General features: G+C 71.1%; 24 protein-coding genes and 1 pseudogene. 14 read left to right on the forward strand and 11 right to left on the reverse strand.

Annotated elements, in window-relative coordinates:
- Positions 1 to 242 precede the first annotated feature (242 nt).
- The 4 genes and pseudogenes from Q1N79_RS06390 (at position 243) to Q1N79_RS06405 (ending at position 3388) form a co-directional block, all read left to right on the forward strand.
- A complete protein-coding gene (locus tag Q1N79_RS06390; RefSeq protein ID WP_300605545.1) occupies positions 243 to 713 on the forward strand; it encodes a hypothetical protein in 471 nt (156 codons plus the stop codon).
- A gap of 9 nt (positions 714 to 722) precedes the next feature.
- Positions 723 to 1145, forward strand: a pseudogene (locus tag Q1N79_RS06395) (Clp protease N-terminal domain-containing protein); the annotation flags it as partial.
- Between the two features lie 307 nt (positions 1146 to 1452).
- Entirely contained in the window at positions 1453 to 2745 is a 1293-nt protein-coding gene (locus Q1N79_RS06400; RefSeq protein WP_300605547.1) for an MFS transporter, read from the forward strand.
- A gap of 37 nt (positions 2746 to 2782) precedes the next feature.
- Complete coding sequence (locus Q1N79_RS06405; protein WP_300605549.1) at positions 2783 to 3388, forward strand: DUF4262 domain-containing protein; 606 nt, start codon at positions 2783 to 2785, stop codon at positions 3386 to 3388.
- 35 nt (positions 3389 to 3423) lie between these two features.
- On the opposite strand, the gene Q1N79_RS06410 is transcribed toward Q1N79_RS06405, so the two are convergent.
- The 5 genes from Q1N79_RS06410 to Q1N79_RS06430 form a co-directional block, all read right to left on the reverse strand.
- Positions 3424 to 4251, reverse strand: coding sequence for an ABC transporter permease (locus tag Q1N79_RS06410; protein ID WP_300605551.1), 828 nt, complete (start codon positions 4249 to 4251; stop codon positions 3424 to 3426).
- A complete protein-coding gene (locus Q1N79_RS06415; protein ID WP_300605553.1) occupies positions 4251 to 5270 on the reverse strand; it encodes an ABC transporter ATP-binding protein in 1020 nt (339 codons plus the stop codon). The genes Q1N79_RS06410 and Q1N79_RS06415 overlap by 1 nt, the downstream gene beginning before the upstream one ends.
- A gap of 168 nt (positions 5271 to 5438) precedes the next feature.
- Positions 5439 to 6119, reverse strand: coding sequence for a PadR family transcriptional regulator (locus Q1N79_RS06420; protein ID WP_300605555.1), 681 nt, complete (start codon positions 6117 to 6119; stop codon positions 5439 to 5441).
- A 273-nt stretch (positions 6120 to 6392) separates the two neighbouring features.
- Entirely contained in the window at positions 6393 to 7430 is a 1038-nt protein-coding gene (locus Q1N79_RS06425) for a 6-phosphofructokinase (protein ID WP_300605556.1), read from the reverse strand.
- A gap of 10 nt (positions 7431 to 7440) precedes the next feature.
- Positions 7441 to 8202, reverse strand: coding sequence for a 1-acyl-sn-glycerol-3-phosphate acyltransferase (locus tag Q1N79_RS06430; protein ID WP_300605558.1), 762 nt, complete (start codon positions 8200 to 8202; stop codon positions 7441 to 7443).
- Between the two features lie 192 nt (positions 8203 to 8394).
- Here Q1N79_RS06430 and Q1N79_RS06435 point away from each other — a divergent pair, with 192 nt between their 5' ends.
- Genes Q1N79_RS06435 through Q1N79_RS06445 form a run of 3 tightly spaced genes read left to right on the forward strand, consistent with a single transcriptional unit; the run spans position 8395 to position 10210 of the window.
- A complete protein-coding gene (locus Q1N79_RS06435; RefSeq protein WP_300605560.1) occupies positions 8395 to 9204 on the forward strand; it encodes an alpha/beta fold hydrolase in 810 nt (269 codons plus the stop codon).
- 9 nt (positions 9205 to 9213) lie between these two features.
- Complete coding sequence (locus Q1N79_RS06440; protein ID WP_300605562.1) at positions 9214 to 9783, forward strand: hypothetical protein; 570 nt, start codon at positions 9214 to 9216, stop codon at positions 9781 to 9783.
- Positions 9776 to 10210 (forward strand): hypothetical protein, encoded by a 435-nt coding sequence (locus tag Q1N79_RS06445; protein WP_300605563.1) that lies wholly within the window; start codon positions 9776 to 9778, stop codon positions 10208 to 10210. Before Q1N79_RS06440 ends, Q1N79_RS06445 begins: the two co-directional genes overlap by 8 nt.
- On the opposite strand, the gene Q1N79_RS06450 is transcribed toward Q1N79_RS06445, so the two are convergent.
- Positions 10192 to 10971, reverse strand: a complete 780-nt coding sequence (locus tag Q1N79_RS06450) for a metallophosphoesterase (protein ID WP_300605565.1) — start codon at positions 10969 to 10971, stop codon at positions 10192 to 10194. The two genes, Q1N79_RS06445 and Q1N79_RS06450, sit on opposite strands and share 19 nt — an antisense overlap.
- A gap of 103 nt (positions 10972 to 11074) precedes the next feature.
- Between Q1N79_RS06450 and Q1N79_RS06455 the strand changes: the two genes are divergently transcribed.
- Positions 11075 to 12880: a long-chain fatty acid--CoA ligase gene (locus Q1N79_RS06455; protein WP_300605567.1), complete on the forward strand. Its 1806-nt coding sequence runs from the start codon at positions 11075 to 11077 to the stop codon at positions 12878 to 12880.
- A gap of 33 nt (positions 12881 to 12913) precedes the next feature.
- On the opposite strand, the gene Q1N79_RS06460 is transcribed toward Q1N79_RS06455, so the two are convergent.
- From Q1N79_RS06460 to Q1N79_RS06470, 3 genes are all read right to left on the reverse strand, one after another.
- Entirely contained in the window at positions 12914 to 14044 is a 1131-nt protein-coding gene (locus Q1N79_RS06460) for a glycosyltransferase family 4 protein (RefSeq protein WP_300605569.1), read from the reverse strand.
- A 38-nt stretch (positions 14045 to 14082) separates the two neighbouring features.
- Positions 14083 to 15078: a C40 family peptidase gene (locus Q1N79_RS06465; protein ID WP_300605570.1), complete on the reverse strand. Its 996-nt coding sequence runs from the start codon at positions 15076 to 15078 to the stop codon at positions 14083 to 14085.
- Positions 15079 to 15369: 291 nt separating this feature from the next.
- Entirely contained in the window at positions 15370 to 15552 is a 183-nt protein-coding gene (locus Q1N79_RS06470; RefSeq protein WP_300605571.1) for a hypothetical protein, read from the reverse strand.
- Positions 15553 to 15674: 122 nt separating this feature from the next.
- Here Q1N79_RS06470 and Q1N79_RS06475 point away from each other — a divergent pair, with 122 nt between their 5' ends.
- Both Q1N79_RS06475 and Q1N79_RS06480 read left to right on the forward strand, forming a co-directional pair.
- A complete protein-coding gene (locus Q1N79_RS06475; protein ID WP_300605573.1) occupies positions 15675 to 16520 on the forward strand; it encodes an exonuclease domain-containing protein in 846 nt (281 codons plus the stop codon).
- Positions 16499 to 16783, forward strand: coding sequence for an Lrp/AsnC ligand binding domain-containing protein (locus Q1N79_RS06480; RefSeq protein WP_300605575.1), 285 nt, complete (start codon positions 16499 to 16501; stop codon positions 16781 to 16783). The genes Q1N79_RS06475 and Q1N79_RS06480 overlap by 22 nt, the downstream gene beginning before the upstream one ends.
- Before the next feature lie 240 nt (positions 16784 to 17023).
- Here the strand turns inward: Q1N79_RS06480 and trpD are convergent, their stop codons facing one another.
- Complete coding sequence (gene trpD / locus Q1N79_RS06485) at positions 17024 to 18214, reverse strand: anthranilate phosphoribosyltransferase (protein WP_300605577.1); 1191 nt, start codon at positions 18212 to 18214, stop codon at positions 17024 to 17026.
- 72 nt (positions 18215 to 18286) lie between these two features.
- Complete coding sequence (locus tag Q1N79_RS06490) at positions 18287 to 18682, reverse strand: hypothetical protein (RefSeq protein ID WP_300605579.1); 396 nt, start codon at positions 18680 to 18682, stop codon at positions 18287 to 18289.
- Between the two features lie 167 nt (positions 18683 to 18849).
- Between Q1N79_RS06490 and Q1N79_RS06495 the strand changes: the two genes are divergently transcribed.
- The 4 genes from Q1N79_RS06495 to Q1N79_RS06510 are packed head-to-tail and all read left to right on the forward strand — an operon-like array spanning position 18850 to position 23140.
- On the forward strand, positions 18850 to 19425 hold the full coding sequence (locus Q1N79_RS06495) for a heme-copper oxidase subunit III (RefSeq protein WP_300605581.1): 576 nt from the start codon (positions 18850 to 18852) through the stop codon (positions 19423 to 19425).
- A 13-nt stretch (positions 19426 to 19438) separates the two neighbouring features.
- Complete coding sequence (locus Q1N79_RS06500; protein WP_300605583.1) at positions 19439 to 20272, forward strand: c-type cytochrome; 834 nt, start codon at positions 19439 to 19441, stop codon at positions 20270 to 20272.
- 43 nt (positions 20273 to 20315) lie between these two features.
- Complete coding sequence (locus tag Q1N79_RS06505) at positions 20316 to 21389, forward strand: ubiquinol-cytochrome c reductase iron-sulfur subunit (protein WP_300605585.1); 1074 nt, start codon at positions 20316 to 20318, stop codon at positions 21387 to 21389.
- Entirely contained in the window at positions 21386 to 23140 is a 1755-nt protein-coding gene (locus Q1N79_RS06510; protein WP_300605587.1) for a ubiquinol-cytochrome c reductase cytochrome b subunit, read from the forward strand. Before Q1N79_RS06505 ends, Q1N79_RS06510 begins: the two co-directional genes overlap by 4 nt.
- Positions 23141 to 23268: the final 128 nt, after the last annotated feature.

The raw sequence follows: 23268 nt of genomic DNA on the forward strand, positions 1-23268 counted from the left end.
AGTTTCAGCAGCACGCACGGCTCGCCGACGGCCTGCTCAGCCGTCCCGGGTGCCGCGACGGGGTCGGTAACGGACATCCTTCAAGTCTGCCAGCTTCGGCGGCCCGCGACGCCTCCCACCGCCCCGGGCTCTCCCCCGCACGTCACAATAAATTCAGTTATCCCGAACTATCCCGAACGAACAGTGCCTCCTCCCCCCGGCAAAGCTTGCTCCGTCCCGCCGGAGGGACATAGCGTGAGCCCGTGAACGCCGACGAACGCCAGGAGATCGCCGCCTCCGTGGCGGCGCATGCCGAGCTTGGCCCCAAGTACGAGACCGCGGTGGCCGAGGGCCTTGTCGAGCGCATCGGCGAAGAGATCGACAGGCGCGTGGACGCGCGGCTGCGCAGCCTGGGGCAGCAGCACACGGCGCCGCGGCAGCAGCCCTTCCCGTCGCCCGGGCACCAGATCGTGCCGCCCGGCTACCAGGGCCAGCCGGGGGCGCCCGCGCACGGCACCGCCCAGCCCGGACCCGGATCAGCGCAGCAGGCGCCGGCGCGCCGCGGCAACGGGGTCACCGGGATGTTCCTTGGCCTCGGGTCGATGGGGCTCGGCGTCGGCGCCACCGCGGTCGTGCTGGTCCACGCGCTGAACCCCGCGGCCGAGGTCCTCATGGTCGTGCTGATCTGGCTCGCGATCATGGCCATCAACATCGCCCATTCGCAGCGCCGCTGAGAGCATGCCGTGTTCGAACGGTTCACCGCCCGCTCCCGCCGCGCCATCGTCCTGGCGCAGGAAGAGGCCAGGCTGCTCAACCACAACTACATCGGGACCGAGCACCTGCTGCTCGGCCTGCTCGCCGACTCAGCGGGCGACGCGGCGCGCACGCTTGAGTCGCTTGGCATCACCCTGGACGGCGCGCGGGAGCAGGTCCGGCAGATGATCGGCGAGGGGAGCGAGCCGCAGCAGGGGCACATCCCGTTCACGCCGCGCGCCAAGAAGGTCCTCGAGCTGTCGCTGCGGGAGGCGCTGACCCTGCGCAGCCAGTCCATCGCGAGCGTGCACCTGCTGCTCGGGCTCACCGCCGAGGGCGAGGGGGTCGGCGCGCAGGTGCTCGAGCGGCTCGGCGCCCCGCTCGCGACCGTCAGGGAACGGGCGACAGAGGTGGCCGTGAGCGCGACCGGGGCCGAATACGACCCGGCGCCCGGCGAGGCGGGCGCGCAGCGGCACGCGCGCGTCCGGGTCGAGGGGCTTGGCCAGCTGCAGCAGTTGCTCATCTCGATCGACCGCCGGCTGGCCGCGATCGAGCGGCACCTCGGCATCGCGGCGGACCCGGCCGAGCCTGACACCGGACCAGGGGAGTCATCCGGCGCCGCCGAGTAGTCAGGCCCGGCCACCGGGAAAATGTATTGCCTGGTCGCGCCGGTGCCGCGTAGGCTGAACACTCCCCCGACCGGACAGAACGGACATCGTCATGCTGTGGCGCGCGCCTGGCCGCCGGTTCCAAGTGCTCGCAATCCGTGACTTCCGGCTGTTGCTGGCCGACCGGCTGCTCGCCCCCGCGTCGGTGGGGTTCTCCATGGTCGGCGTCTCGTTCGCGGTGCTGAACCTCACCGGCTCGGCCGCGGACCTCTCCTATGTGCTGGCCGCGCAGATCGCCCCGATGCTGGTGTTCTCGCTGGTCGGCGGCGTAGCCGCGGACCGCTTCCCGCCGCAGCGGGTGATCCTGGCCGCGAACCTCGCGATCGTGGCAGGCGAGGGCACCTTCGGCCTGCTCGTCCTGACAGGCAGGCCGCCGCTGTGGGCGATGATCGCGCTTGAGGCGCTCAACGGCACCGGCAGCGCCATCTTCTACCCCGCCTCGCAGGCGTTGCTGCCCCGGCTGGTGCCGGACGCGCTGCTGCAGGAGGCGAGCTCGATCAGCAGGCTGGCGATGAACTCGGGCCAGATGACGGGCGCGGCGGCGGGCGGCCTGCTGGTCGCGGCGGCCGGCCCTGGCTGGGCGCTCACGCTGTGCGGCATCGGCATGACCGGCACGGTGCCGCTGATGCTGGCGATCAAGGGCACCCGGGCAGCTCCCGCCGACAGGGGCCCTGGCATGCTCACCGCGCTGCGGGAAGGGTGGACCGAATTCCGCTCGCACACGTGGCTGTGGGTCATCGTCGTCCAGTTCTGCCTGATCATGATGGCCTGGTGCGCCGCCTTCCAGGTGCTCGGGCCGGTGGTGGCCAGGGCGCATCTCGGCGGCCCGGCCGCCTGGGGCGCGATCACCGCCGCCGACTCGTGCGGGCTGATCGCCGGCGGCGTGGTCTCGCTGCGGTTTACCCCGCGCCGGCCGATGCTGTTCGTCGTGCTCACCGGGGGCGCCGTCGCGATCTCGCCGCTGTCGCTGGCGTTCGTGCTGCCGCTGGCCATGGTGTGCCTGGCCTCGTTCTGCCTCGGCGTGCTCGTCGAGATGATGATGGTGCAGTGGGTCGTGGCGATGACCAGGGCGATCCCGCCGGGCATGCTGGCTCGGGTGTCGTCTTACGACGCGCTCGGCTCGATGATGGCGATGCCCGTGGGCGCGCTGATCGCCGGCCCGGTCGCGGCCGCCATCGGCGTCTCGTCCGCGCAGTTCGCGGCGGCGGGGGTGATCGTCGTGGTCTCGGCGCTCGCCCTCATCCCCCGCGACGTCCGCACGATCCGCAGCGACCAGCTCGGCGCGGCGGGGGCCGCCCCAGGGGATGCGGCCGCGTCAGAACCGGTGTTCGCCGCACCGCGCTAGCCGGCGGAATGTCGGACCCCCGGCGTAGCGTGAGCGCATGAACCTTCCCAAGCGTCATTCCGGCGGACGGCACGACCGAGCGTGCCCCGACTGCGCAAAGGAGGCGGCTGGGGCGGCGGGGGCGCCAAGCCAGGATCGCGACCCGGACCACCTGGCCTACATGGGCTGGATCACCGCGAAGATCGGCGAGGACGGCTGGGCCGTCTCTGGTGTCCACGGCGACAGACGGGGGCCGCCGTGGGCCTACAGCGTCGGGATGTGGCTCACCTGCCAGTCCGCGGAGCTGGTCGTCTGCGGCATCCCTGTGCAAAGCGCCGCCGACATCATCGACGCGATCGGCGGCCGGATCGCCGACGGCGAGGAGATCGGCCCTGGCACCGTGCTCAGCGACATCTGCCCGGCGCCGCTCGCGGTCCGCCCGGTCGACCTGAGCTGGCGGATGACCAGCATGTTCGCCGTGTCCGATGAGTTCTACGGCTTCGTCAGGCCGCCGTACCTGCAGGTCGTGTGGGCGGACAGGAACGGCCGCTTCCCCTGGGAGGCACGGTTCCAGACCGCTTTCGGCAGGCTGCAGCCGCTCCTGTGGCTCCCCCGTGACGACAACCCGCCCGGCCCGTGGACCCGGCTCGGCCAGCCGCGCTAAGCCCGCGCGGCCCGCACGGCCCGCGCCGGCCGCGCTCACACGCTCTTGGCGTAGGAGCGGAAGGTCGTGACCGAGATCGCCACGCAGAGCACGGCCAGGGCGAGCAGGCCGCCGGCGCGGACGGCGACCGCTGACCAGTCGGGGTTGGCCGACAGGACGGAGCGGCCGATCTGGACCTCCCAGTTGAGCGGGTTCCTTGCGGCGATGGCCTGCATCCAGCCGGGCAGGAAGCTCGGCTGCATGAACGCCGAGGACAGGAACATCAGCGGCAGCATGAAGAACGTGTAGACGCCGATGATCGCTTCGCGGGAGCGGAGCAGCATGCCGACCATGTTGGACAGCGCGCCCCACAGCACGCCGACGAACACGGCCGCGATCGTCAGCAGGACTATGCCGGGTATCCCGCCGGGATAGCGGGCGCCGCCGGCGTAGCCGAGGACCACGATGATCAGCGTCTGCGCGATCGTGCTGACCGCCTGCTCAAGGACCGTCGCGTTCATGATCGCGAGCCGGCTCGCCGGGGCGACGAGGAACCGGTTGAGCGTGCCGCGGTCGATCTCCTCGATCATCGCCATGCCCGCCCACATGTTGCCCGACATGGCGTTCATCGCGACGACGCCGGGCACGAGGTAGGCCAGGTACGAGCCGGTGTAGGCGAAGCCGGGGATGTCGGTGATCTTGTGGAATAGCTCACCGAACAAGAACAGCCAGACCACCGGCTGGATCACGCCGAACGCCAGCACCCAGGGCTGGCGGACGAGCGCGTGCAGCTTCCGCCCGGTCAGGTACCAGGTGTGGGCGAGCACGGTGCCCGGGGCAGTCGCCGCGGAGCGTTCTGGATAGTCGGTTGTTGTCGTGGCCATCAGCCGGACACCTCCGTCAGCTGGGTGCGGCGGGTCGTCGCGGGGGCTTGTTCCTGGCCCTGGCGGTAGCGGCGGCCGGTGTAGCGCAGGTAGACCTCGTCCAGGGAGGGCCGTGCCACGGTGACCGACACCGCGGGCGTTCCCGCGCCGGCCAGGGCCGCGAGGACGGCGGGGACCGCGGCGGCGCCGTCGTCGCTGCGCGCGGAGACGGCGTGGCCGGCCACCAGGACGTCGCGGACCCCGGGCAGGGTGCTCAGCGCGTCGCTGACGTGTCGCTGGTCGGCGTCCGCCGGCAGTTCCACCTGCACGACGTCGCCCTTGAGCTCGCCCTTGAGCTGCTCGGGCTCGCCCTCGGCGACCACCCGGCCGCGGTCGACGATGGCCAGGCGGCTGGCGAGCCGGTCGGCCTCGTCCAGGTAGTGCGTGGTGAGCAGGACCGTCGTGTCGCCGGTCGCGGCGAGCCTGCCGATCTCCTGCCACATCGCGGTCCGCGCCTGCGGGTCGAGTCCCGTGGTCGGCTCGTCGAGGAACAGCACCGCCGGGCGGTGCATCAGGCCGAGCGCGACGTCCAGGCGGCGCTGCATGCCGCCGGAGTACGTGCGGACGAAGCGCCTGGCGGCGTCCGTGAGCTGGAAGTGCTCGAGCAGCTCGTCGGCCCGGCGCTTGGCGGTCCTCGTGTCGAGGCCGTGCAGGTGGCCCTGCAGGATCAGGTTCTCCCGGCCGGTGGCCATCGGGTCGGCGCCGGAACGCTGCGCGACCACGCCGATCACCGTCCTCGCCCGCCCGGGGCTGGCCAGGACGTCGATGCCCGCGACGCGCGCGGTGCCCTCGTCGGGGGTGGCGAGCGTGGTGAGGATCTTGACCGTGGTGGTCTTGCCGGCGCCGTTCGGGCCGACGAGGGCGAAGATCGTGCCCTTGGGGACGCTGAGGTCAAGGCCGGCGAGCGCCGTGATGCGGCTCTTGTTCTTGCCGGCCGCCTGGTAGGTCTTGACGAGGCCGCGCGCCTCGATGGAGAACATGGCGGATAACTCCTCGCGGTTGCTGGTCGTGCGTGATCAGTCCCGCGGCGAGGAGCCCGGCTACACTCATGGATTGGGCCTCGCTAACCGGATGCCGCCAAACCGCGGGATTCGTGATGAGGTTGCGACCCCGGCTTTCTGGTGTTGCCCCACCAGGCCGGGGTCGTCTTACGTGTCTTCCGTGTCGTCGGCTTCGGGCTCGGGCCACCCCCTTAGCGCCAGGTCGTCGAGCTCCTTCATCTGCGCGGGCATCTCCCCGGTCTCGTGGATCTGCCGCCACATCTCTATCCCGCTGAGCGTCCCCTGGACGATCTCGAGGAGCAGGCCGCGTACCCAGCCGGCCTGGGCCTTGCGCATGGCGAGCTGGTATTCGGCCTCGATGAGCACGATCCGCGGCAGCCGCTGGGTCCACAGCTTCAGGTCCGCCTCGTTCGCCGCGTTCAGGGTGTCCAGCGCGGCCAGCCGCGTGGTGAGCAATTCCACCACCTCGGCGGGCGGCAGGATGCCGCCTTCTGACAGCGCGGCCACGAAGCCGCCGTACTCGTCCTGCGGCACGCTGAGCAGCTCGCGCAGCCAGTCCCTGAGCTCGGCGCGGCCGGCTGCGGTGATCTCGTAGGTCGTCCGCTCGGGCTGCCGGCCCGCCCTGACCGTGCCGGTCGCCTGGATCAAGCCGTACTTCTCGAGATTCTGGACGACCGTGTACAGCGAGCCCCAGTTGATCTTGATGGCCTTGTCCTTGCCGCGCGCCCGCAGCGTCTGGGCCATCTCGTAGGGGTACATCGGCCGCTGCGCCAGCAGCGACAGCAGCGCGAGCGCGAGCAGGTTACCCACCTTGCGCCGCTTGGCCACTGGCCTCGCGCCTCCCGCCTGCTGCGAGGGGATGTCTCCCCGGTGCGATGAGTGCTCGTCCGCGAGTTCTCGCCACCAAGTTCTCGTCAGCGAGTCCTCTGCATAGAGTACTCGGATACGAGTATACACCTGCGGATGGCAGGCGCACGGTAGCTCACGCACGCCGCCCGAGCAACGTGTGCGGCGTGGTCACCCAGCCCCACCCGCGCTCCAGACGACCCGGCGGGTTTTGACCGGCGCTGGGGGTCCCACCGCCAGGCCAAGGGCCGGGCGTCAGCCGAAGAAGACTTCGGCTTCCGCGTAGCGTTCGGCCGGGACGAGCTTGAGCTCGCGGGTGGCCTCGGCGATGGGGACGCGGATGATCTCGGTGCCGCGCAAGGCCACCATCGTGCCGAACGCCTCGTCGTGCACCGCCGCGACGGCGTGCAGCCCGAAGCGCGTGGCGAGCACCCGGTCGTAGGCGGTCGGCGTGCCGCCCCGCTGGATGTGGCCGAGCACCGTGCAGCGGGCCTCCTTGCCAGTGCATTTCTCGATCTCGTCGGCCAGCATCTGGCCGACCCCGCCGAGCCGGACGTGCCCGAACGAGTCAAACTGCCCGCTCGTAGCCGTCAGCTCCTCGTGCACCGGGTGCGCGCCCTCGGCGACCACCACGATCGGCGCGTACCTGGTCTGGAACCGGTGCTCCACCCATGAGCACACCTTCTCGATGTCGAACGGGCGCTCCGGGATCAGGATGACGTTCGCGCCGCCGGCCAGCCCGGCATGCAGCGCGATCCAGCCCGCGTTCCGGCCCATCACCTCGACGATCAGCGCCCGGTGGTGGCTCTCCGCCGTGGTGTGCAGCCGGTCGATCGCCTCCATGGCGATGTTCACCGCGGTATCGAAGCCGAAGGTGTAGTCGGTCGCGCCGAGGTCGTTGTCGATGGTCTTCGGCACGCCGACGACCGGGATGCCCTCCTCGTGCAGGCGGCTCGCCACGCCGAGGGTGTCCTCGCCGCCGATCACGATCAGCGCGTCGACGCCCAGTCCGGCCAGGTTGTCCTTGATCCGCTCGACGCCGTTGCGGCCGGGGCCGTTCTCCTTGAACGGGTTCGTCCGCGACGAGCCGAGGATCGTGCCGCCCCGCGGCAGGATGCCGCGCACCGCGTGGACGTCGAGCGGCACCGTGTCCGCCTCTAGCGGCCCCCGCCACCCGTCCCGGAATCCCACGAACTCCAGGCCGAACTCCTGGATCCCCCTGCGCACCACGGCGCGGATGACGGCGTTCAGGCCGGGGCAGTCGCCGCCGCCGGTAAGCACTCCCACTCGCATGGGGGTAAGCCTAGCCGTCACGGGACGGCTTGTAATAGACGAGGGAATAACAGGAGGTAACTACCCGGAGTTTCGATAAGTCCGGTTCGCCGGCCGGCGCCCGAAGCTCTTTCGCCTGCTTGGCATAGATGTCGACGTAATCCTGCCCGGACAGCTTGCCGATCTCCTGCATGATCTCGTCGGTCACGGCGCGCAGCGCGACGCGGTCCGATTCCCTGCCGTAATAGCGGGAAAAGTCGAGCGGCGTGCCGAAAATCACGCCAGGCCGGACCCGCCACTGCGGGCTGAACGAACCAGGCGGGAGGAACTCAAACGTGCCGATCATCGCGCACGGCAGCACCGGCGCGCGCGACTCCAGGGCCAGCCGGGCCACCCCGGTCCTGCCCTTGTACAGGCGCCCGTCGGGCGACCGCGTTCCCTCTGGGTAAATGCCGAGCACATTCCCCTCCGCGAGCACCCGCAGCCCGGACCTGAGGGCCCGCTCGCTTGCCTGGCCGCCGCTCCTGTCGACGGGTATCTGGCCGACGCCGCTGAAGAACGCCCGGCTCACCAGGCCCTTGAGCCCGCGGCCTGTGAAGTACTCCGCCTTCGCGAGGAACACCACCTTGCGCGATAGCGGAAGCGGACCGAAGAAGTGGTCGGCGAAGGACAGGTGATTGCTCGCGAGGATAACGGGCCCGCGCCTGGGCAGGTTCCGCTGCCCGTGCGACCAGGGGCGGAACACGAGCTTCAGCGTCACGCCCAGCGTGTACTTGGCTAGCCAGTAGAACACCTACACATCCTCCCACGTCCGCAGCCGGGTAGGGGGCCGCGACGTGGGGGGAGGGCCCGGCTGGCCTGTGCCAGCGGGAGGGCCGGCCGGATGCGCCAGCGGGAAAGCCCGGCTGGTCCGTGCCAGCGGGAAACGACCGCAAATCCGGCCTCCTGCTGCGCCGTGTCCCCGCCGCATGCGACGATGCGAGACATGCCCCCTGCTTCGCCCGGCGCCGCGGTCACCGTGCAACCGGGCGCTGAGCCGTTCTCCGCCGACGGGGGGCCTGTCGGCGTCCTGGTCTGCCACGGCTTCACCGGCAGCCCGCGGACGGTGCGGCCATGGGCCGAGCACCTGGCCGCGGCCGGCCTCACCGTGCGCGCCCCCCGGCTGCCCGGGCACGGAACCACCTGGCAGGACCTCAACAGGACCGGATGGCCGGACTGGTACGGCGAAGCGGAGCGGGCCTTCGCCGAACTCAGCGGCAAGTGCGAGCGGGTTTTCGTCGCGGGCTTGTCGATGGGCGCCTGCCTGGCGTTCCGGCTCGCGCAGACCAAGGGCGACGCCGTGTCCGGCCTCGTGGTCGTCAACCCCTCGCTCGCCCCGGACACCCGGCTGTTCCTGCTCGCGCCCGTGCTCAGGCACGTCGTGCCGTCGCTGCCCGGCATCGCTGGCGACATCAAGAAGCCCGGCGGCGACGAGGGCGGCTACAAGCGGGTGCCGGTCCGGGCGGCGGCCACGCTGCCCGCGCTCTGGAAGCTCACCACGCGGCACCTGAGCGAGGTGACTCAGCCGCTGCTCGTGTACCGGTCCGCCGTCGACCACGTCGTCGGGCCGGCCAGCATGCGGGTCCTGCGGGGCGCGCTGCCCGAGGTGGAGGTGCGCCCGCTGCCCGACAGCTACCATGTCGCCACGCTCGACAACGACGCGCCGGCAATATTCGCGGGCACCGTGGCGTTCATCGCCGAACACAGCGGCCAGGGGCAGGACCCCGGCGACACACCCGGGGAGAAGAGGGTATAAGACAGCACAGTGGCTGATGGCGAAGCGCCGGGCAACGGCGCAGGCGAGGACGCCGCAGGCGGCGGCCGTGACGAGGCAGCGTGGCTGGACCTGATCGCGCGGTTCGAAGCGCCCGCGACGGCTGACGGCGACGTGCCGTGGCCGGAGCGCGAAGACCTCGCCGGACGACCGGTGCGCGTCACGCCCGCGCCGCAGCCGACGCTGCCAGACGCGCTCCCCTGCGAACCGCCGACCAACCCGTCCGGGCTGCCCATGATGCCCGAGCAGCTGTGGCCACGGCTGAGCGGCAGGCTCAGCCCGAGGGAGGAGCCCCAGCCCGGCGAAGGCCACGAGGAGCACTACGTCCCGCCGGCGCCTCCGCCGCTGCCCAAGCTTGACCCGGTGACGAAGGGCGCCTGGCTCGCGCTATTCGGCGGACCCTTCTACCTGCTGATCGCCACTGCCGTCGGCTGGACCATCTCCGGGCTCGCCGCCTTCCTCGCGGTCGCCGCCTTCGTGGGCGGCTTCGCCGTCCTCGTCCTGCGCATGGACGGCGGAGGGCCACGCGACTCCGGGCCCGACGACGGTGCCGTTGTCTGAGCCGCCGTCGGCCGGCGCGCCTGGCGTTCCCGGCGCGCGGGACCGGTCCGCTGCCCGCTGCTGCGCCCGCATCGCGGCCTCGACGATGCTGAACGCGTCCCTGGTAAGCCCGGCCAGCGTGTCGCCCACGCCCGCCAGCTGCGAGCCGAGCCCGGCGCTGGTGCCGCCCGAGTCGCGGTACCTGCGCGCCGCCCGGCAGATCGGGCACCACTGGCACTCGGGCGGTTCGTCCCCTGGGGGCTCGGTCGTCGCGGTCTCCCAGACGTTGGCGGGCTTGCCGCCGCCGAGCGTCGACCTGACCTTGTCGGCGACGTCACGGCCCAGGTTGCGCGCACCGGCCTTCATCAGCCACCGCTGCAAATCGCCGATCGGGTCGCTGCCTCGCTCGCTCATAGTCGTACCGTACCTCTACAGCTCGACCACATAGGGCACCCGTGTCGCCCGGAAGTGCCCGACGTTGACGCACTCGGTGCGGCCGACCCGCACCCGGCGCACCAGCGGGTTGTGCACGTGGCCGAACAGCGCGTACCTGGGGCTCGTGCGGCGGATGACCTCGAGCAGCGCCACGCTGCCGGTCTCCATCCGCCGCGCGGCCGTGTCGTAAAGCAGTTCGGGCACGGCCGGCGGGATGTGCGTGCACAGCACGTCCACCGCCCCGACCGCGTCGAGCTTGGCGGCGAACTCCGCCTCGGGGATCTCGTTCGGCGTCCGGTAGGGCGAGATCAGCCCCGCGCCGACGAAGCCGAAGGTGAGGCCGCCGACTTCGGCGCGTCCCCCGTCGAGGACGTGGTGGCCAGGCTTCAGGTAGCCGTTCCACAGGCGCGGCACGTCAACGTTGCCGTACGTCAGGTACGCGGGCTCGGCGAGCGCGCCGAACATCGCGGCGTACTGCCGCCGGATCGCCTGCTCGGTCAGCGCCCGCAGGTCGCTGCCTGAGTTCGCCGTCATGCGCGCCGCGATGCCGGCCGTCAGCCGCCTGGCCTCGTCGAACCGCCGCGCGGTGCGCAGGTCGATGTACTCCCTGGCGTGCTCGGCCCCGTAAAGCTCGGCGAAGATCCCCTGCGTGTGGTCCGCGTAGTCGAGGAAGAGCAGCATGTCGCCCAGGCAGATCAGCATGTCCGCGCCGTCCCCGGCGACGGCCAGCGCGTCGGCGCTGCCGTGCACGTCGCTCACCACATGGACTCGCATGAGATCAACATAGACTGGTCCGAGTTCTCTAGCCTGTTGGCACAAACCAGCCGCGTTTGCCTGTCGGCACAAACCAGCCGGCTGACGGTCGCAAGGAGAGGTCGTGCGCGAGTACAGCATTCCCGCCCTGTGTGACATCCCCGGCACGGCTAACCTGGCCGATACGGTCACCCGCCGCGCGGCGGAGGAGCCGCAGGCCGTCGCGCTGCGCCGCAAGGCCGCCGGCGGCAGCTGGGAGGACGTGTCCACCAGCCAGTTCAGGGATGAGGTGCGGGCGCTCGCCAAGGGCCTGATCGCGGCCGGCGTCGAACCCGGGGACCGGGTGGCGATCATGTCGCACACGAGGTACGAGTGGACGCTCGCGGACTACGCGGCGTGGACCGCCGGCGCGGTCGTCGTGCCCATCTACGAGACCTCCTCGCCCGAGCAGGCCGAGTGGATTCTTTCCGACTCCGCCACCAAGGCCGTGATCGCCGAGACCGACGCCTTCGCGAAGACGATCACCGACGCGCGTGACCGGCTGCCCGCGCTTGAGCACCTGTGGCTGATGCACCCGGGGCTCGACGAGCTTGCCGCGAGCGGGACCGCGGTGAGCGACGACGCCGTCGCCGAGCGGGCAGGCGCGGCCAGTGCCGGGGACCTGGCCACGATCATCTACACCTCGGGCACCACCGGCCGCCCCAAGGGCTGCCAGCTCACGCACGAGAACCTGCTCGCCGACGTGCGCAACGCGTTCATGGGCCCGCTCGCGGTGATCCACTCGGTGCCCGGGGCGAGCACGCTGCTCTTCCTGCCGCTCGCGCACGTGTTCGCGCGGATCATCGAGGTGGGCTGCCTGGACGCCGGCATCATCCTCGGGCACTGCCCGGACCTGAACGACCTGCTCCCTGACCTCGCCTCGTTCAGGCCGACGTTCGTACTCGCCGTGCCCCGGGTCTTCGAGAAGGTCTACAACGGCGCCGAGCAGCGCGCGGCCGGCGAGGGCAAGGCCAGGGGGGCGATCTTCGCGCGTGCCGCGCGGACCGCGGTCGCCTACAGCGAGGCCCGCGACGCCGCCGGCGGCCCCGGGCTGGCGCTGCGCGGCGAGCACGCCCTGTTCGACAGGCTCGTCTACGGCAAGCTGCGCGCCGCGCTCGGCGGCAGGACGCAGTTCGCGGTCTCCGGCGGCGCGGCGCTGGCCGAGCGGCTCGGGCACTTCTTCCGCGGCGCGGGAGTCACCGTGCTCGAGGGATACGGGCTGACCGAGACCACGGCCGCCGTGTCCGTGAACCACCCGAACCGGCAGAAGATCGGCACGGTCGGCCTGCCGCTGCCCGGGGTCTCCTTCCGGATCGCCGACGACGGCGAGGTGCTCATCAAGGGCAAGGTCGTCTTCCCCGGCTACTGGCGCAACGACCAGGCGACCGCGGACAGCTTCACGCGGGACGGCTGGTATCGCAGCGGCGACATCGGCGAGCTCGACGACGAGGGGTTCCTCACGATCACCGGGCGGAAGAAGGAAATGATCGTCACCGCCGGCGGCAAGAACGTCGCCCCCGCGGTGCTCGAGGACCGGCTGCGCACCCACGCGTTGATCAGCCAGTGCATGGTGGTGGGCGACGGGCGGCCGTACGTCGCCGCGCTGATCACGATCGACACCGAGGCGCTCGGCCCGTGGAAGGAGCGGCACGGCAAGCCCGCCTCCGCCACCGTCGCCGACCTGCGCGACGACCCGGACCTGCTCGCGGAGGTCCAGCTCGCCGTGGACGACGCGAACAAGGCGGTCTCCCGCGCCGAGTCGATCCGGCGGTTCCGGGTGCTCGACGTCGACTTCACCCAGGAGCAGGGGCAGCTGTCCGCCAAGCTGGGCATCCGCCGTGCCGTGCTGGCGAAGGACTTCGCGCAGGACATCGAGGCGCTGTACTCCTGACGCGTGGGCGCCGGGCGCGAGCGCGCCCGGCGCTCACGCGTCGATGATCGACCGCAGCCGTGCCGCGGTGAGGTCCCAGGACCAGTCGCGCTCCACCCAGGCCCGGCCCTTGTCCCCCATCGCGCGCGCGGCGTCGGGGTCGGACAGCAGGCTGACGAGCCGTTCGGCGAGCGCGCCGGCGTCCCTGCCGGGCACGACGTAGCCGGACTCCCCGGCGAGGATCGCGTCGGGCGCGCCGCCGGAATCGCCGCCGACCACGGGCAGCCCGGCCGCCGACGCCTCCAGGTAGACGATGCCGAGGCCCTCCACGTCCAGCCCGCCGCGCCTGGTCCGGCACGGCATGGCGAACACGTCACCGGCCGCGTAGTGGGCCGCGAGCTCGGCGGCGGGGACCGCGCCGGTGAAGCGGACCGAGGGAGCAAGCCGGGAACGTTCGGCCAAATGATGGAGGTGAGCGGAGTACGGCCCGTCGCCGACGATGAGCAGGGCGGCGTCGGGGACCTTCCGCCGCACCTGCGGCCATGCCTTGAGCAGCGTGTCCTGGCCCTTGCGGCGCACCAGGCGGGACACGCAGACCACGACCGGGCGGCCGGCGAGGCCGTAGCGCTCCCTGATCGCGTCGCGGGCTCGCGGGTCGGGGCTGAACTGCGCCGCGTCGACGCCCGGGTGGAGCTGGGTCATGCGGGCGGCGGCCGCCGGGGTGAGCGCGCGGGAGAGCCGGACCCGGAAGTACTCCCCGAGGTAGGTGACCACGTCGGTCTCCTCGCCGATGCGGCGCAGCAGGTTCCGGGCGCCGGGCAGCGCCGCCCAGCCGGCCTCGTGCCCGTGCGTGATCGCCACGGCCCGCTCCACCCCGGCGCGCCGCAGCGCCGGGGTGATCAGGCCGAGCGGGGCGGCGGCCCCGAAGACCACGGCCCGCGCTTGCCTTGTCCTGGCGATCGCGACCGCGCGGCGGATGACCGACGGCTCGGGGACCATCAGCGACGTCGGGTGCCTGACCACCTCGAACGGCTGCCTGGCGTCGAACTCGGCCGCGCCGTCCCACTTCGGGGCGTAGACGGTCAGCAGGTCGGGCGGCAGCCGCAGGGCCAGCGCGTGCACGAACGACTGGATGCCGCCCTGCCTGGGCGGGAAGTCGTTAGTGACGATCAGCGTGCGGCGCATGGCGCCCCTGAGTATAGGGGGCGTCATCCCATCGGGCGTCAGGGGCGGGCGGCACCGTCGAAGTTGTCCGCGTACCAGGGCGTGTCCATGGGTATTTTCTCCACGTCCATGCCCGGTTGCGGCGAGTCGATGATGTACCCGTCGCCGACGTACATCGCGACGTGCCCGATGCCGTTGTAGTACAGCAGGTCTCCTGGCTCGATCGACGACAGCGAGATGTGCGGCAGCGCGGCCCACTGCTCGTAGGTGTCGCGCGGGATCGTGACGCCGGCCGCCGCCCAGGCCTGCATCACCAGGCCGGAGCAGTCGAAGCCGAGATCGCACGGTCCCGTCCCGCCGTAGACGTAGGGGCAGCCGAGCTGGGCGTAGGCGTAGGCGACCGCGGTGTCCGCCTGCGTGCCGGTCGGCCCGGTGTACTGCTCGGGGCTGGCCGAGCCGTCGGCCCCGCCGAGTGAGTTCTGCTCCACCGCCGCCTGCTGCTGCGCGGTCAGCGTGGCGAGCGTCGCCTTCTCGCTGTTGAGCAGCTTGGCGATCGAGTCCTTGGTGGCCGCCCGCTGGGCGGCAAGCTGGCTGATGCCGTACTCGGTGCGCTCCTGTTCGGCCTGGACCGCGCCGAGTTCCTGCGCGTCGGCGAGGAAGTTCTCTGTCTCCAGGTTCCGCTCGCCGGTCAGCTGCATGACCATCGACGCCTCGGACAGCACCGTGGTCGGGTCGTTCGAGGTGAGCAGGCCGGCCAGCGACGTGGAGGCGGAATCCTCGTAGGCGGCGTCGGCGATCTGCACGACCTGGACCCGCGCCGCGTCGTACTTGGCCTGCGCGGTGACGATCTCCTTGTTCACCTGGCTGAGCCTGGACTTGGCGGCGCTCAGCTCCTGCGCCACCTCGTCATATTGCTCGACAGCCTTGTTGAATTGCGCGGTGAGCGTATTGATCCGCGCCTGCACCTGGCTGATCGTCGGCTTCGGCTCCGCCCCGGCGACCTGGGAGACCCCGGCAGCGAGCCCGCCGGCCACCAGGAAAGTGACGCCAACCACGACGCCTCGCCGTGCTTTTGACACATAGGTCGTAAGCCGCGTACGCAACGTGACTGCCACGCTCCTTCACCGTGCGCCGGCCGGACAGGACTCCTAGCCCGGACAATAGCGGATCCGCTGTCACCGTGTGTAGTGACTGCAGAAAGACGCGTTTTCAAACTGTGGCTAGGCTATTGAGTAAGCCGGAGAGCTTCAACCGATTCCAGCAATCCCGACGTTCCGGTTACGGGTATCCGATTCACGCTGAGCGACGAGGAATGGTCCCGTATAATCAGCTGCCTTTGTGCGGTTTCACGAGGCTTTCGCCATGCGCGGCGCGTATCGCAGCGGCGGGATCATCCCCGCGTTGGCGAGCACGGCCAGTGCCCGCAGCTCCGCGGGGCCGAGCTCGGGCTGCTGGGCGACGATGACCGCCACGGCGCAGTTGCCGCAGGCGGGGCCGCGCGCCTCGCACCGGCCGCAGTCGATAATCATTTCAGTCTCCTCGTGGCTCATGCCCGGCAATGCGTTGCCGTGACCGATAGCACACACCGTAGAGCCGGCCACTGACATTCCGGGTGGCCGGAATGTCGGTGGCCCGGCTTACCGTGGTGAACGTGACAGACAGCCGCAGCGGGTCGCGCGCGCCGGACAGCGCCAGCCTCCGGCTGTGCGACCTTGACTTCGCGGTGGTCGACGTCGAGACGACCGGCTGGTCGCCAGGCGAGGCGGGCATCACGGAGATCGGCGCTGTCCTGCTGCGCCGCGGCCAGGTTGTCGCGGAGTTCGCGTCGCTGGTCAACCCGGGTACGCCGGTGCCCGGGCCGATCACCGAGCTCACCGGGATCAGCGACCAGATGCTGGCCGTCGCACCGCCGGCCGGCGCCGTCCTGCCCGGCTTGCTCGCGTTCGCGCAGGGGGCCGTGCTCGCGGCGCACAACGCCCGGTTCGACCTCGGGTTCCTGACCGCGGCGTGCGCCGCCGCCGGCCTGCCCTGGCCCGGCTTCGAGGTGCTGGACACGGTGCGGCTCGCCAGGCAGCTGATGGCCACCCCGGGGGAGGTGCCTGACTGCAAGCTGGCGACGCTCGCCGATTACTTCGGCGCCACGGAACAGCCATCGCACCGGGCGCTCGCCGACGCGCGGGCCACGGCGGCCGTGCTGTGGCAACTGCTGCGGCGGCTGGCCGACCGGGAGATCTACACGCTCGGCGAGCTGACGGCGTGGCTCGCCGACCGGGAAGCCGAAGCGGCGGCCGCGCAGGCGGCGCAGGCGACTCAGGCGGCTCAGGCGGAGGGGCGGAGGTGGCGCCGCCGGCGGGCGCGGGCGCTGCGCACGCTGTTGCGCTGGCGGAGAGATAAGGTGGCCGCGTTACCGGACGGTCACGGCGCGCCGCGCGACCGGATGGTGAGCCGCGCCCAACGAACACCGGGAGGCAGCCAGTGGTCACCGCCATCGTCTTGATCAAGGCCGAGATTGCGCGCATTCCCGAGGTCGCCGAAGTCATCGCGCAGATCCCGGCGGTGAGCGAGGTCTATTCGATCACCGGTGACTACGACCTGGTGGCCATCGTCCGGGTGCGGGCGCACGATGAACTCGCCGACGTGATCCCCGGCGGGCTCAACAAGGTGCCCGGCATCACCGCGACCCAGACGCACATCGCGTTCCGTACGTACTCCCGGCACGACCTCGAGGCCGCGTTCTCCATCGGCCTCGCCGACGCCTGACGAGCGCACGCCGTCGCGCGGGGCGGGTGGCGCGACGCGGCTCCCTTACCCATTTCACTTACGCACCGCGAGTCCCACAAGTGCCACTTTGGACACTCTGTGCATGGACAAATCGGGCATAACGGACGACAAAAGGTCATGGAGTGTGCCAAGTCGCAGGCCAGTGGCTCCTGTGACGTATGAGGTTCGCAGCGGGGCGGCCGTCAGGCAGGCGGCAGGCAGGCGGCGTCGGGGCGGCCGTCAGGCAGGCGGCAGCGGGGCAGCGGGGGCAGGACGGGGGCGGGGGGCGGCGGCCAGGCGCTGGCTGGTCTCGGACCAGCGGGTGAGGAGCTGGCGCGCGGCGCCGGAGTCGATCGCTTCGGCGGCACGGGCCAGGCCGTCGGCCAGCGCCTTGGCTAGCGCGTCGGCGACGGCAGAGGAACCTGGGGCCGGTGGGGCGTCGGAGGTGAGCGGCGCGGACGGCGCGGAAGAAGACACGGAAGGAGAGCCCGCGGCGGGGGCGGACGGCACGAAGGGCAGTCCTTCGGCGGCCGCCAGGGCGGCGGCGGCGTTGAGCAGGACGATGTCGCGAACCGGACCGGGCTCGCCGGACAGCACCGAGCGGACCACGGCCGCGTTGTGCGCCGCGTCGCCACCGCGCAGGTCGGCGAGCGACGCCCGGGGCAGCCCCAGCGGCAGCGGGTCGAATTCGGCCGCCGACACGGTCCCGCCGGCGACGACCCACACGGACGACTCGCCGGTCGTGGACAGCTCGTCGAGTCCGCCGCCGTGGAACACGATCGCCGAGTTGCCGCGCGCCGCGAGGACGCCGGCCAGCACCGAACCCATCCGCGGATCCGCGACGCCCACCGCCAGCGCGGCGGGCTTGGCGGGATTGGTCAGCGGGCCGAGGTAGTTGAACGCGGTCGGCACCCCCAGGTCGCGGCGCACCGGGCCGGCGTGCCGCAGCGCGGGGTGGTAGAGGGGGGCGAACAGGAAGGCCACGCCGAGCTCGCCGAACAGCGTCTGCGTCGCGGCCGGCGGCAGGTCGATCACCACGCCCAGCGCCTCGAGCACGTCCGCCGCCCCGCACGCCGACGACGCGGCCCGGTTCCCGTGCTTGACCATGCGGGCGCCGGCCGCCGCCGCGACGATCGTCCCCATCGTGGACACGTTGACCGTGTGCGCGCCATCGCCGCCGGTTCCGACCAGGTCGGTGACCGGGCCGGGGACCGTGATCGGGGTGGCATGCGCAAGCATGGCGGCGGCCAGGCCGGACATCTCCTCGGAGGTCTCCCCCTTGGCCCGCAGCGCCACGCCGAACCCGGCGATCTGGGCAGGCGTCGCCGCCCCCTCCATGATCTCGTTCATCGCCCAGGCGGTCTCGTCGGCGCTGAGCGCCTGGCCGCCGATCAGCGCGCGGATGAGTGCGGGCCAGCTCAGCGAGTCCATCGGCGGCACCTATCGGGGAGAAACGGGGGCGGGGAGAGAAGGCGGGGTCCGTTCGGGATATATATGAATTTGTTACCGGGCGGTGATCGCAGCGGCGCGGGAGCGCATGAGCCCGGCCAGCTCCCTGGCCAGCGCGACAGGGTCGATCGGGTGGCTGACGACGGCATCGGCCCGTGACCAGGTGGCCAGCCAGCGGTCGTCGGCACGGGCGATGACCAGCAGCGCGGGCGGGCAGTCGTAGATCTCGTCCTTGGCCTGGCGGCAGACGCCCATGCCGCCGGCTGGCTGCGCCTCCCCGTCGAGCACCATGACGTCAACGCCGCCGGCGTCGAGCAGCCGGAACAGCGCGGGGGCGGTGGCGACCTCGACGATCTCCGCGTCCGGCGCGTCGGGGGCCGGGCGGCGGCCGATCGCGAGCTTCAGCTCTGCCCGCGTGTCGGCATCGTGACTGTAGACAGCGACGTTCATGGCTGCATCTTACTGAAGACGGCACCCAGGCAAGTGCCGGCGAAATTCGGGGGTCGGGTGCAGATCCCCTACGGGGTGTCGTAATAATGACGTTCGTGGCGACAGCATCTGTCAGAGACCAGGCACCGGTACCGCGCACGCCTGCCAACAGGCCGAATCTCGTCAGCGTGGGCACCATCATCTGGCTGTCCAGCGAGCTGATGTTCTTCGCCGCGCTGTTCGCGATGTACTTCACGATCCGTTCTGTCGATAAGGGCCAGGGACAGCCGTGGCCGCAGGCCCACCTTGACCTGGCGCTCGCGAGCGTGAACACGACCGTGCTCGTGCTGTCCAGCGTCACCTGCCAGATGGGCGTGTTCGCGGTGGAGCGGGGCCAGATCAGGCGTTCGGCGAGCATCTTCCGGCCCATGCAATGGGGACTGCGCGAGTGGTACGTGCTGTCCTTCCTCATGGGGCTGTATTTCATCTGCGGGCAGGCGTACGAGTACCTGGACCTGATCCGGCACCAGGACGTGACGCTGTCGTCGAGCAACTACGGGTCGGTGTTCTACCTGACCACCGGGTTCCACGGACTGCACGTGACCGGCGGGCTCATCGCGTTCATCTTCCTGCTCGGGCGCACCTACGCCGCCAAGCGCTTCACCAGGGAACAGCAGATCAGCGCGATCGTCGTGTCGTACTACTGGCACTTCGTCGACGTCGTCTGGATCGGCCTGTTCACCACCATCTACCTCATCCACTGACAGGGGACACCGAGTGAGCTGGATCATCGCCCGGCGCAGGCACCCGGCCGCCGGATACGCGGCCATCGCCGGCGGCCTCGTCGTGGTAGGCGTGCTGTACAGCGTCGTGTCCGGGGGCGGCGCGTCGGCCTCCGCGCCCGCCCAGGCCGACACCAGCATCGCGATGGGCAGGTCGCTTTTCGTCGACAGCTGTTCCTCCTGCCACGGGCTGTTCGCGCAGGGCACCACGGCCGCGCCGTCGCTGATCGGCGCCGGCGCGGCCGCGGTGGACTTCCAGATGTCGACCGGCCGCATGCCCGCCAAGGAACTCGGCGCCGAGAACGAGCGCAAGCCGTCGGACTTCACGCAGGCGGAGATCTACGACATCGCCGCGTACATCGCCTCGCTTGGCGGCGGCCCCGCCATCCCTGACGCGGCGCAGGTGTCGACCGCCGGCGCGAACACCGCGCTCGGATCCGAGCTGTTCAGCACCAACTGCGCCCAGTGCCACGGGTTCGCGGGCGCGGGCGGCGCGCTGACGTACGGCAAGGACGCCCCGGCCCTGACGGCGTCCACCCCCACGCAGATCTACGAGGCGATGCTGACCGGTCCCGAGGCCATGCCGGTCTTCGGCGACGGGACGATCACGCCGCAGGAGAAGCGGGACATCATCGCGTTCATCGTCGACACCCGGAACGAGCCCAACCCCGGCGGCCTGTCGCTCGGCCGCACCGGCACGGTCACAGAGGGACTCCTGGCCTGGCTCGGCGGGCTCGGCTTCCTCGTGCTCATCGCCATGTGGCTCACCGCCAAGCGCCGGGACCCGGTCCAGGGTGAAGTCCAGGGTGAAGCGGAGCACCGGTCGTGAGCGAGCGCGAGCCTTGGCGCCAAGGTGAGCGGGGAGAGAGAGCATGAGCGAGTTCGAGGAGCCGGGAGCGGCCCCCCCGCACCGGGTGATCGGGACCCCGTCGCCCACCCCTGTCGCGGTCGACGTGGAGAAGGCGCCTGCCGTGCCGCCTATCGTCGCCGACCCGGTGAACAAGGCGCACGCCAAGCGAGCCGAACGGCTGGTGGCGGTCCTGTTCGTGCTCGCGTTCCTGGCGGGGTGCGGGTTCATCGCGGCCTACGTCGGGCTCGAAGTCGGGATAGGCAACATTCCGAAGGGCGCGAGCACGGTCGACGCGGTGTTCCGGTCGAACCTGGCGCTCGGCCTCACGCTGTCGATAGCCCTGCTCGCGCTCGGCACCGGGTCGATGATCTGGGTGCGGCACCTGACGCCGAACATCGAGATCGAAGAGGAGCGGCACGACCTGAGGTCGACGCCGCAGGACCGGGCGGCGTTCCAGAAGGAATTCGCGGCGGGCGCGGCGGTCAGCCAGGTCACCAAGCGGCCGCTGCTGCGGCGCACGATGCTCATCGCCACGGCCCCGCTGGCGCTTGCGCCGCTCGTGCTGCTGCGCGACCTCGGCCCGCTGCCCGGCACGTCGCTGCGGCACACGGTGTGGCGCAAGGGCCTGCGCGCCGTGACCCTCGGCGGGCTGCGGCCGCTGACGCCCGCCGACATCTCGACGCCGGGCGAGATGATCACGATGATCCCCGAGGGATACCAGAACGACCCGGACGCGCTGGCCAAGGCCGGCATCATCCTGATCAAGTTCGCGCCCGGCCAGATGAGCTGGCCGGACCGCTACGACGGCGGCACCCTGGTGGCGTCGATGAACTGGACGATCGACAACATCGTCGCGTATTCGAAGATCTGCACCCACGTCGGCTGCCCGGTGGCGCTGTACGAGGAGACCACGCACCACATCCTGTGCCCGTGCCACCAGTCGACGTTCGACGCCTCGAATGGCGCCTGGGTGATCTTCGGCCCGGCGCCGCGCCCGCTGCCGCAGCTGCCGCTGATGCTTGACGCCGACGGGTACATCGCGGCGGCCAGCGACTTCACCCAGCCGGTCGGCCCGAGCTTCTGGGAGCGCGGATGAGCGACGACGCAGTAAAGATCCCGCCCGCTCTGTCCGGCGTCGGCGGCTGGCTGGACGACAGGTTCCACGGGGCGCGCGGCGTCCGGGTCCTGATGCGCAAGGTCTTCCCCGACCACTGGTCGTTCATGCTGGGCGAGATCGCGCTGTGGTCCTTCGTGATCCTGCTGCTCACCGGGACCTACCTGGCGCTGTTCTTCGTGCCGTCGACGAACCCCGTCGTGTACCACGGCTCGTACACCAAGCTCGACGGCCTCACGATGTCCGAGGCCTACCAGTCGGTCCTGAACATCTCCTTCGACATCCGCGGCGGCCTGCTGGTCAGGCAGATCCACCACTGGGCCGCCGACCTGTTCATGGTCGCGCTCACGGCCCACATGCTCCGCGTGTTCTTCACCGGCGCGTACCGAAAGCCGCGCGAGGTTAACTGGCTGATCGGGATCGCGCTGTTCACCCTGGGCCTGCTGGAAGGGCTGTTCGGCTACTCACTGCCCGACGACCAGCTGTCCGGCGCCGGCCTGCGGATCTTCGAGGGCGTGCTGCAGGGCATCCCGATCGTCGGGACGTACGCGGCCTTCTTCCTGTTCGGCGGGGCGTTCCCTGGCAGCTCGATCGTGCCGCGGTTGTACATCCTGCACGTGTTTCTGATCCCGGGGCTGATCCTGGCCCTGATCACCGCGCACCTGTTCATCATGTTCCACCAGAAGCACACGCAGATGCCGGCGCTGGGAAACACCGAGAAGAACGTGGTCGGCCAGCCGTTCTGGCCGTACTTCCTGCTCAAGGGGCAGGCGTGGTTCTTCTTCATCTTCGGCAGCCTGGTCGTGCTCTCCACGTTCGCCCAGATCAACCCGATCTGGCTGTACGGCCCGTACACGCCGCTGGCGATCTCGTCGGCGTCCCAGCCGGACTGGTACATGGGCATCCTGGAGGGCTCGCTGCGCATGATGCCGGCCTGGGAAATCAACTTCCTCGGGCATACGCTGTCGCTTTCCGTGCTGATCCCGGCGGCGGTGCCGTTCGGCCTCATCTTCACAGGCGCGGCGCTGTGGCCGTTCTTCGAGCAGTGGGCCACCGGCGACCGCAGCGAGCACCACATCAACGACCGGCCGCGCAACGCGCCGGTGCGCACCGGGGTCGGCATAGCGGCGGTCTGCTTCTACGGCATCCTGTGGGCCGAGGGCGCGAACGACGTGATCGCCGACAGGTTCGATATTCCGCTGTACACGGTGACCTGGATCGCCCGGGTCGCGGTCTTCGTCGTGCCGATCTCGGCGTATTACATCACGAAACGGATCTGTCTCGGCCTGCAGCGCAAGGACGCCGAGCTGCTCAGCCATGGCCTGGAGATCGGGATTATCAGGCAGCTGCCAACCGGCGAGTTCATCGAGGAGACCCGGCCGCTGAGCGAGGAAGAGCGCGCCATCGTGGAGGCCAAGAAGGTGCCGGCCGCCCTGCCCGCGCCGGGGGCGCCCGACGAGAACGGGGTGCCATCACCCACCTCGCGCGGGGTCATGGGCTGGGCGCGAGGGGTCGCCAACCGCGCGTTCACCGAGACCGTCGCGGCGGGCGAAGGGCACGGCAACGGGCACGGATACGGGTACGGCAACGGGCACGGGAACGGGCACGGGGCCGTCGAGGGCGACGGCCACGCGGCGGTCGGCGCGGGCTCCGACGCCGGGTCCGGCTCGGGCTCGGGTGGCTCGGGCGGCTCGGGTGGCTCGGGCTCAGGCGGCTCGCACGAGGAGCACTGAGCGAGAACCCTTGGCGCGGGGAGCCACACCGCCAGCCCTATTGGCGCGGGGAGCCACACCGCCAAACCTGGCGTGGGGCCGCCGGGGCCGCCGGGGTGGCGGGGGTCGCCGGGGTCGCCGGGGTCACG

This window comes from Trebonia sp. (assembly GCF_030042015.1).
In the GTDB taxonomy this organism is placed as follows: Bacteria; Actinomycetota; Actinomycetes; order Streptosporangiales; family Streptosporangiaceae; genus Trebonia.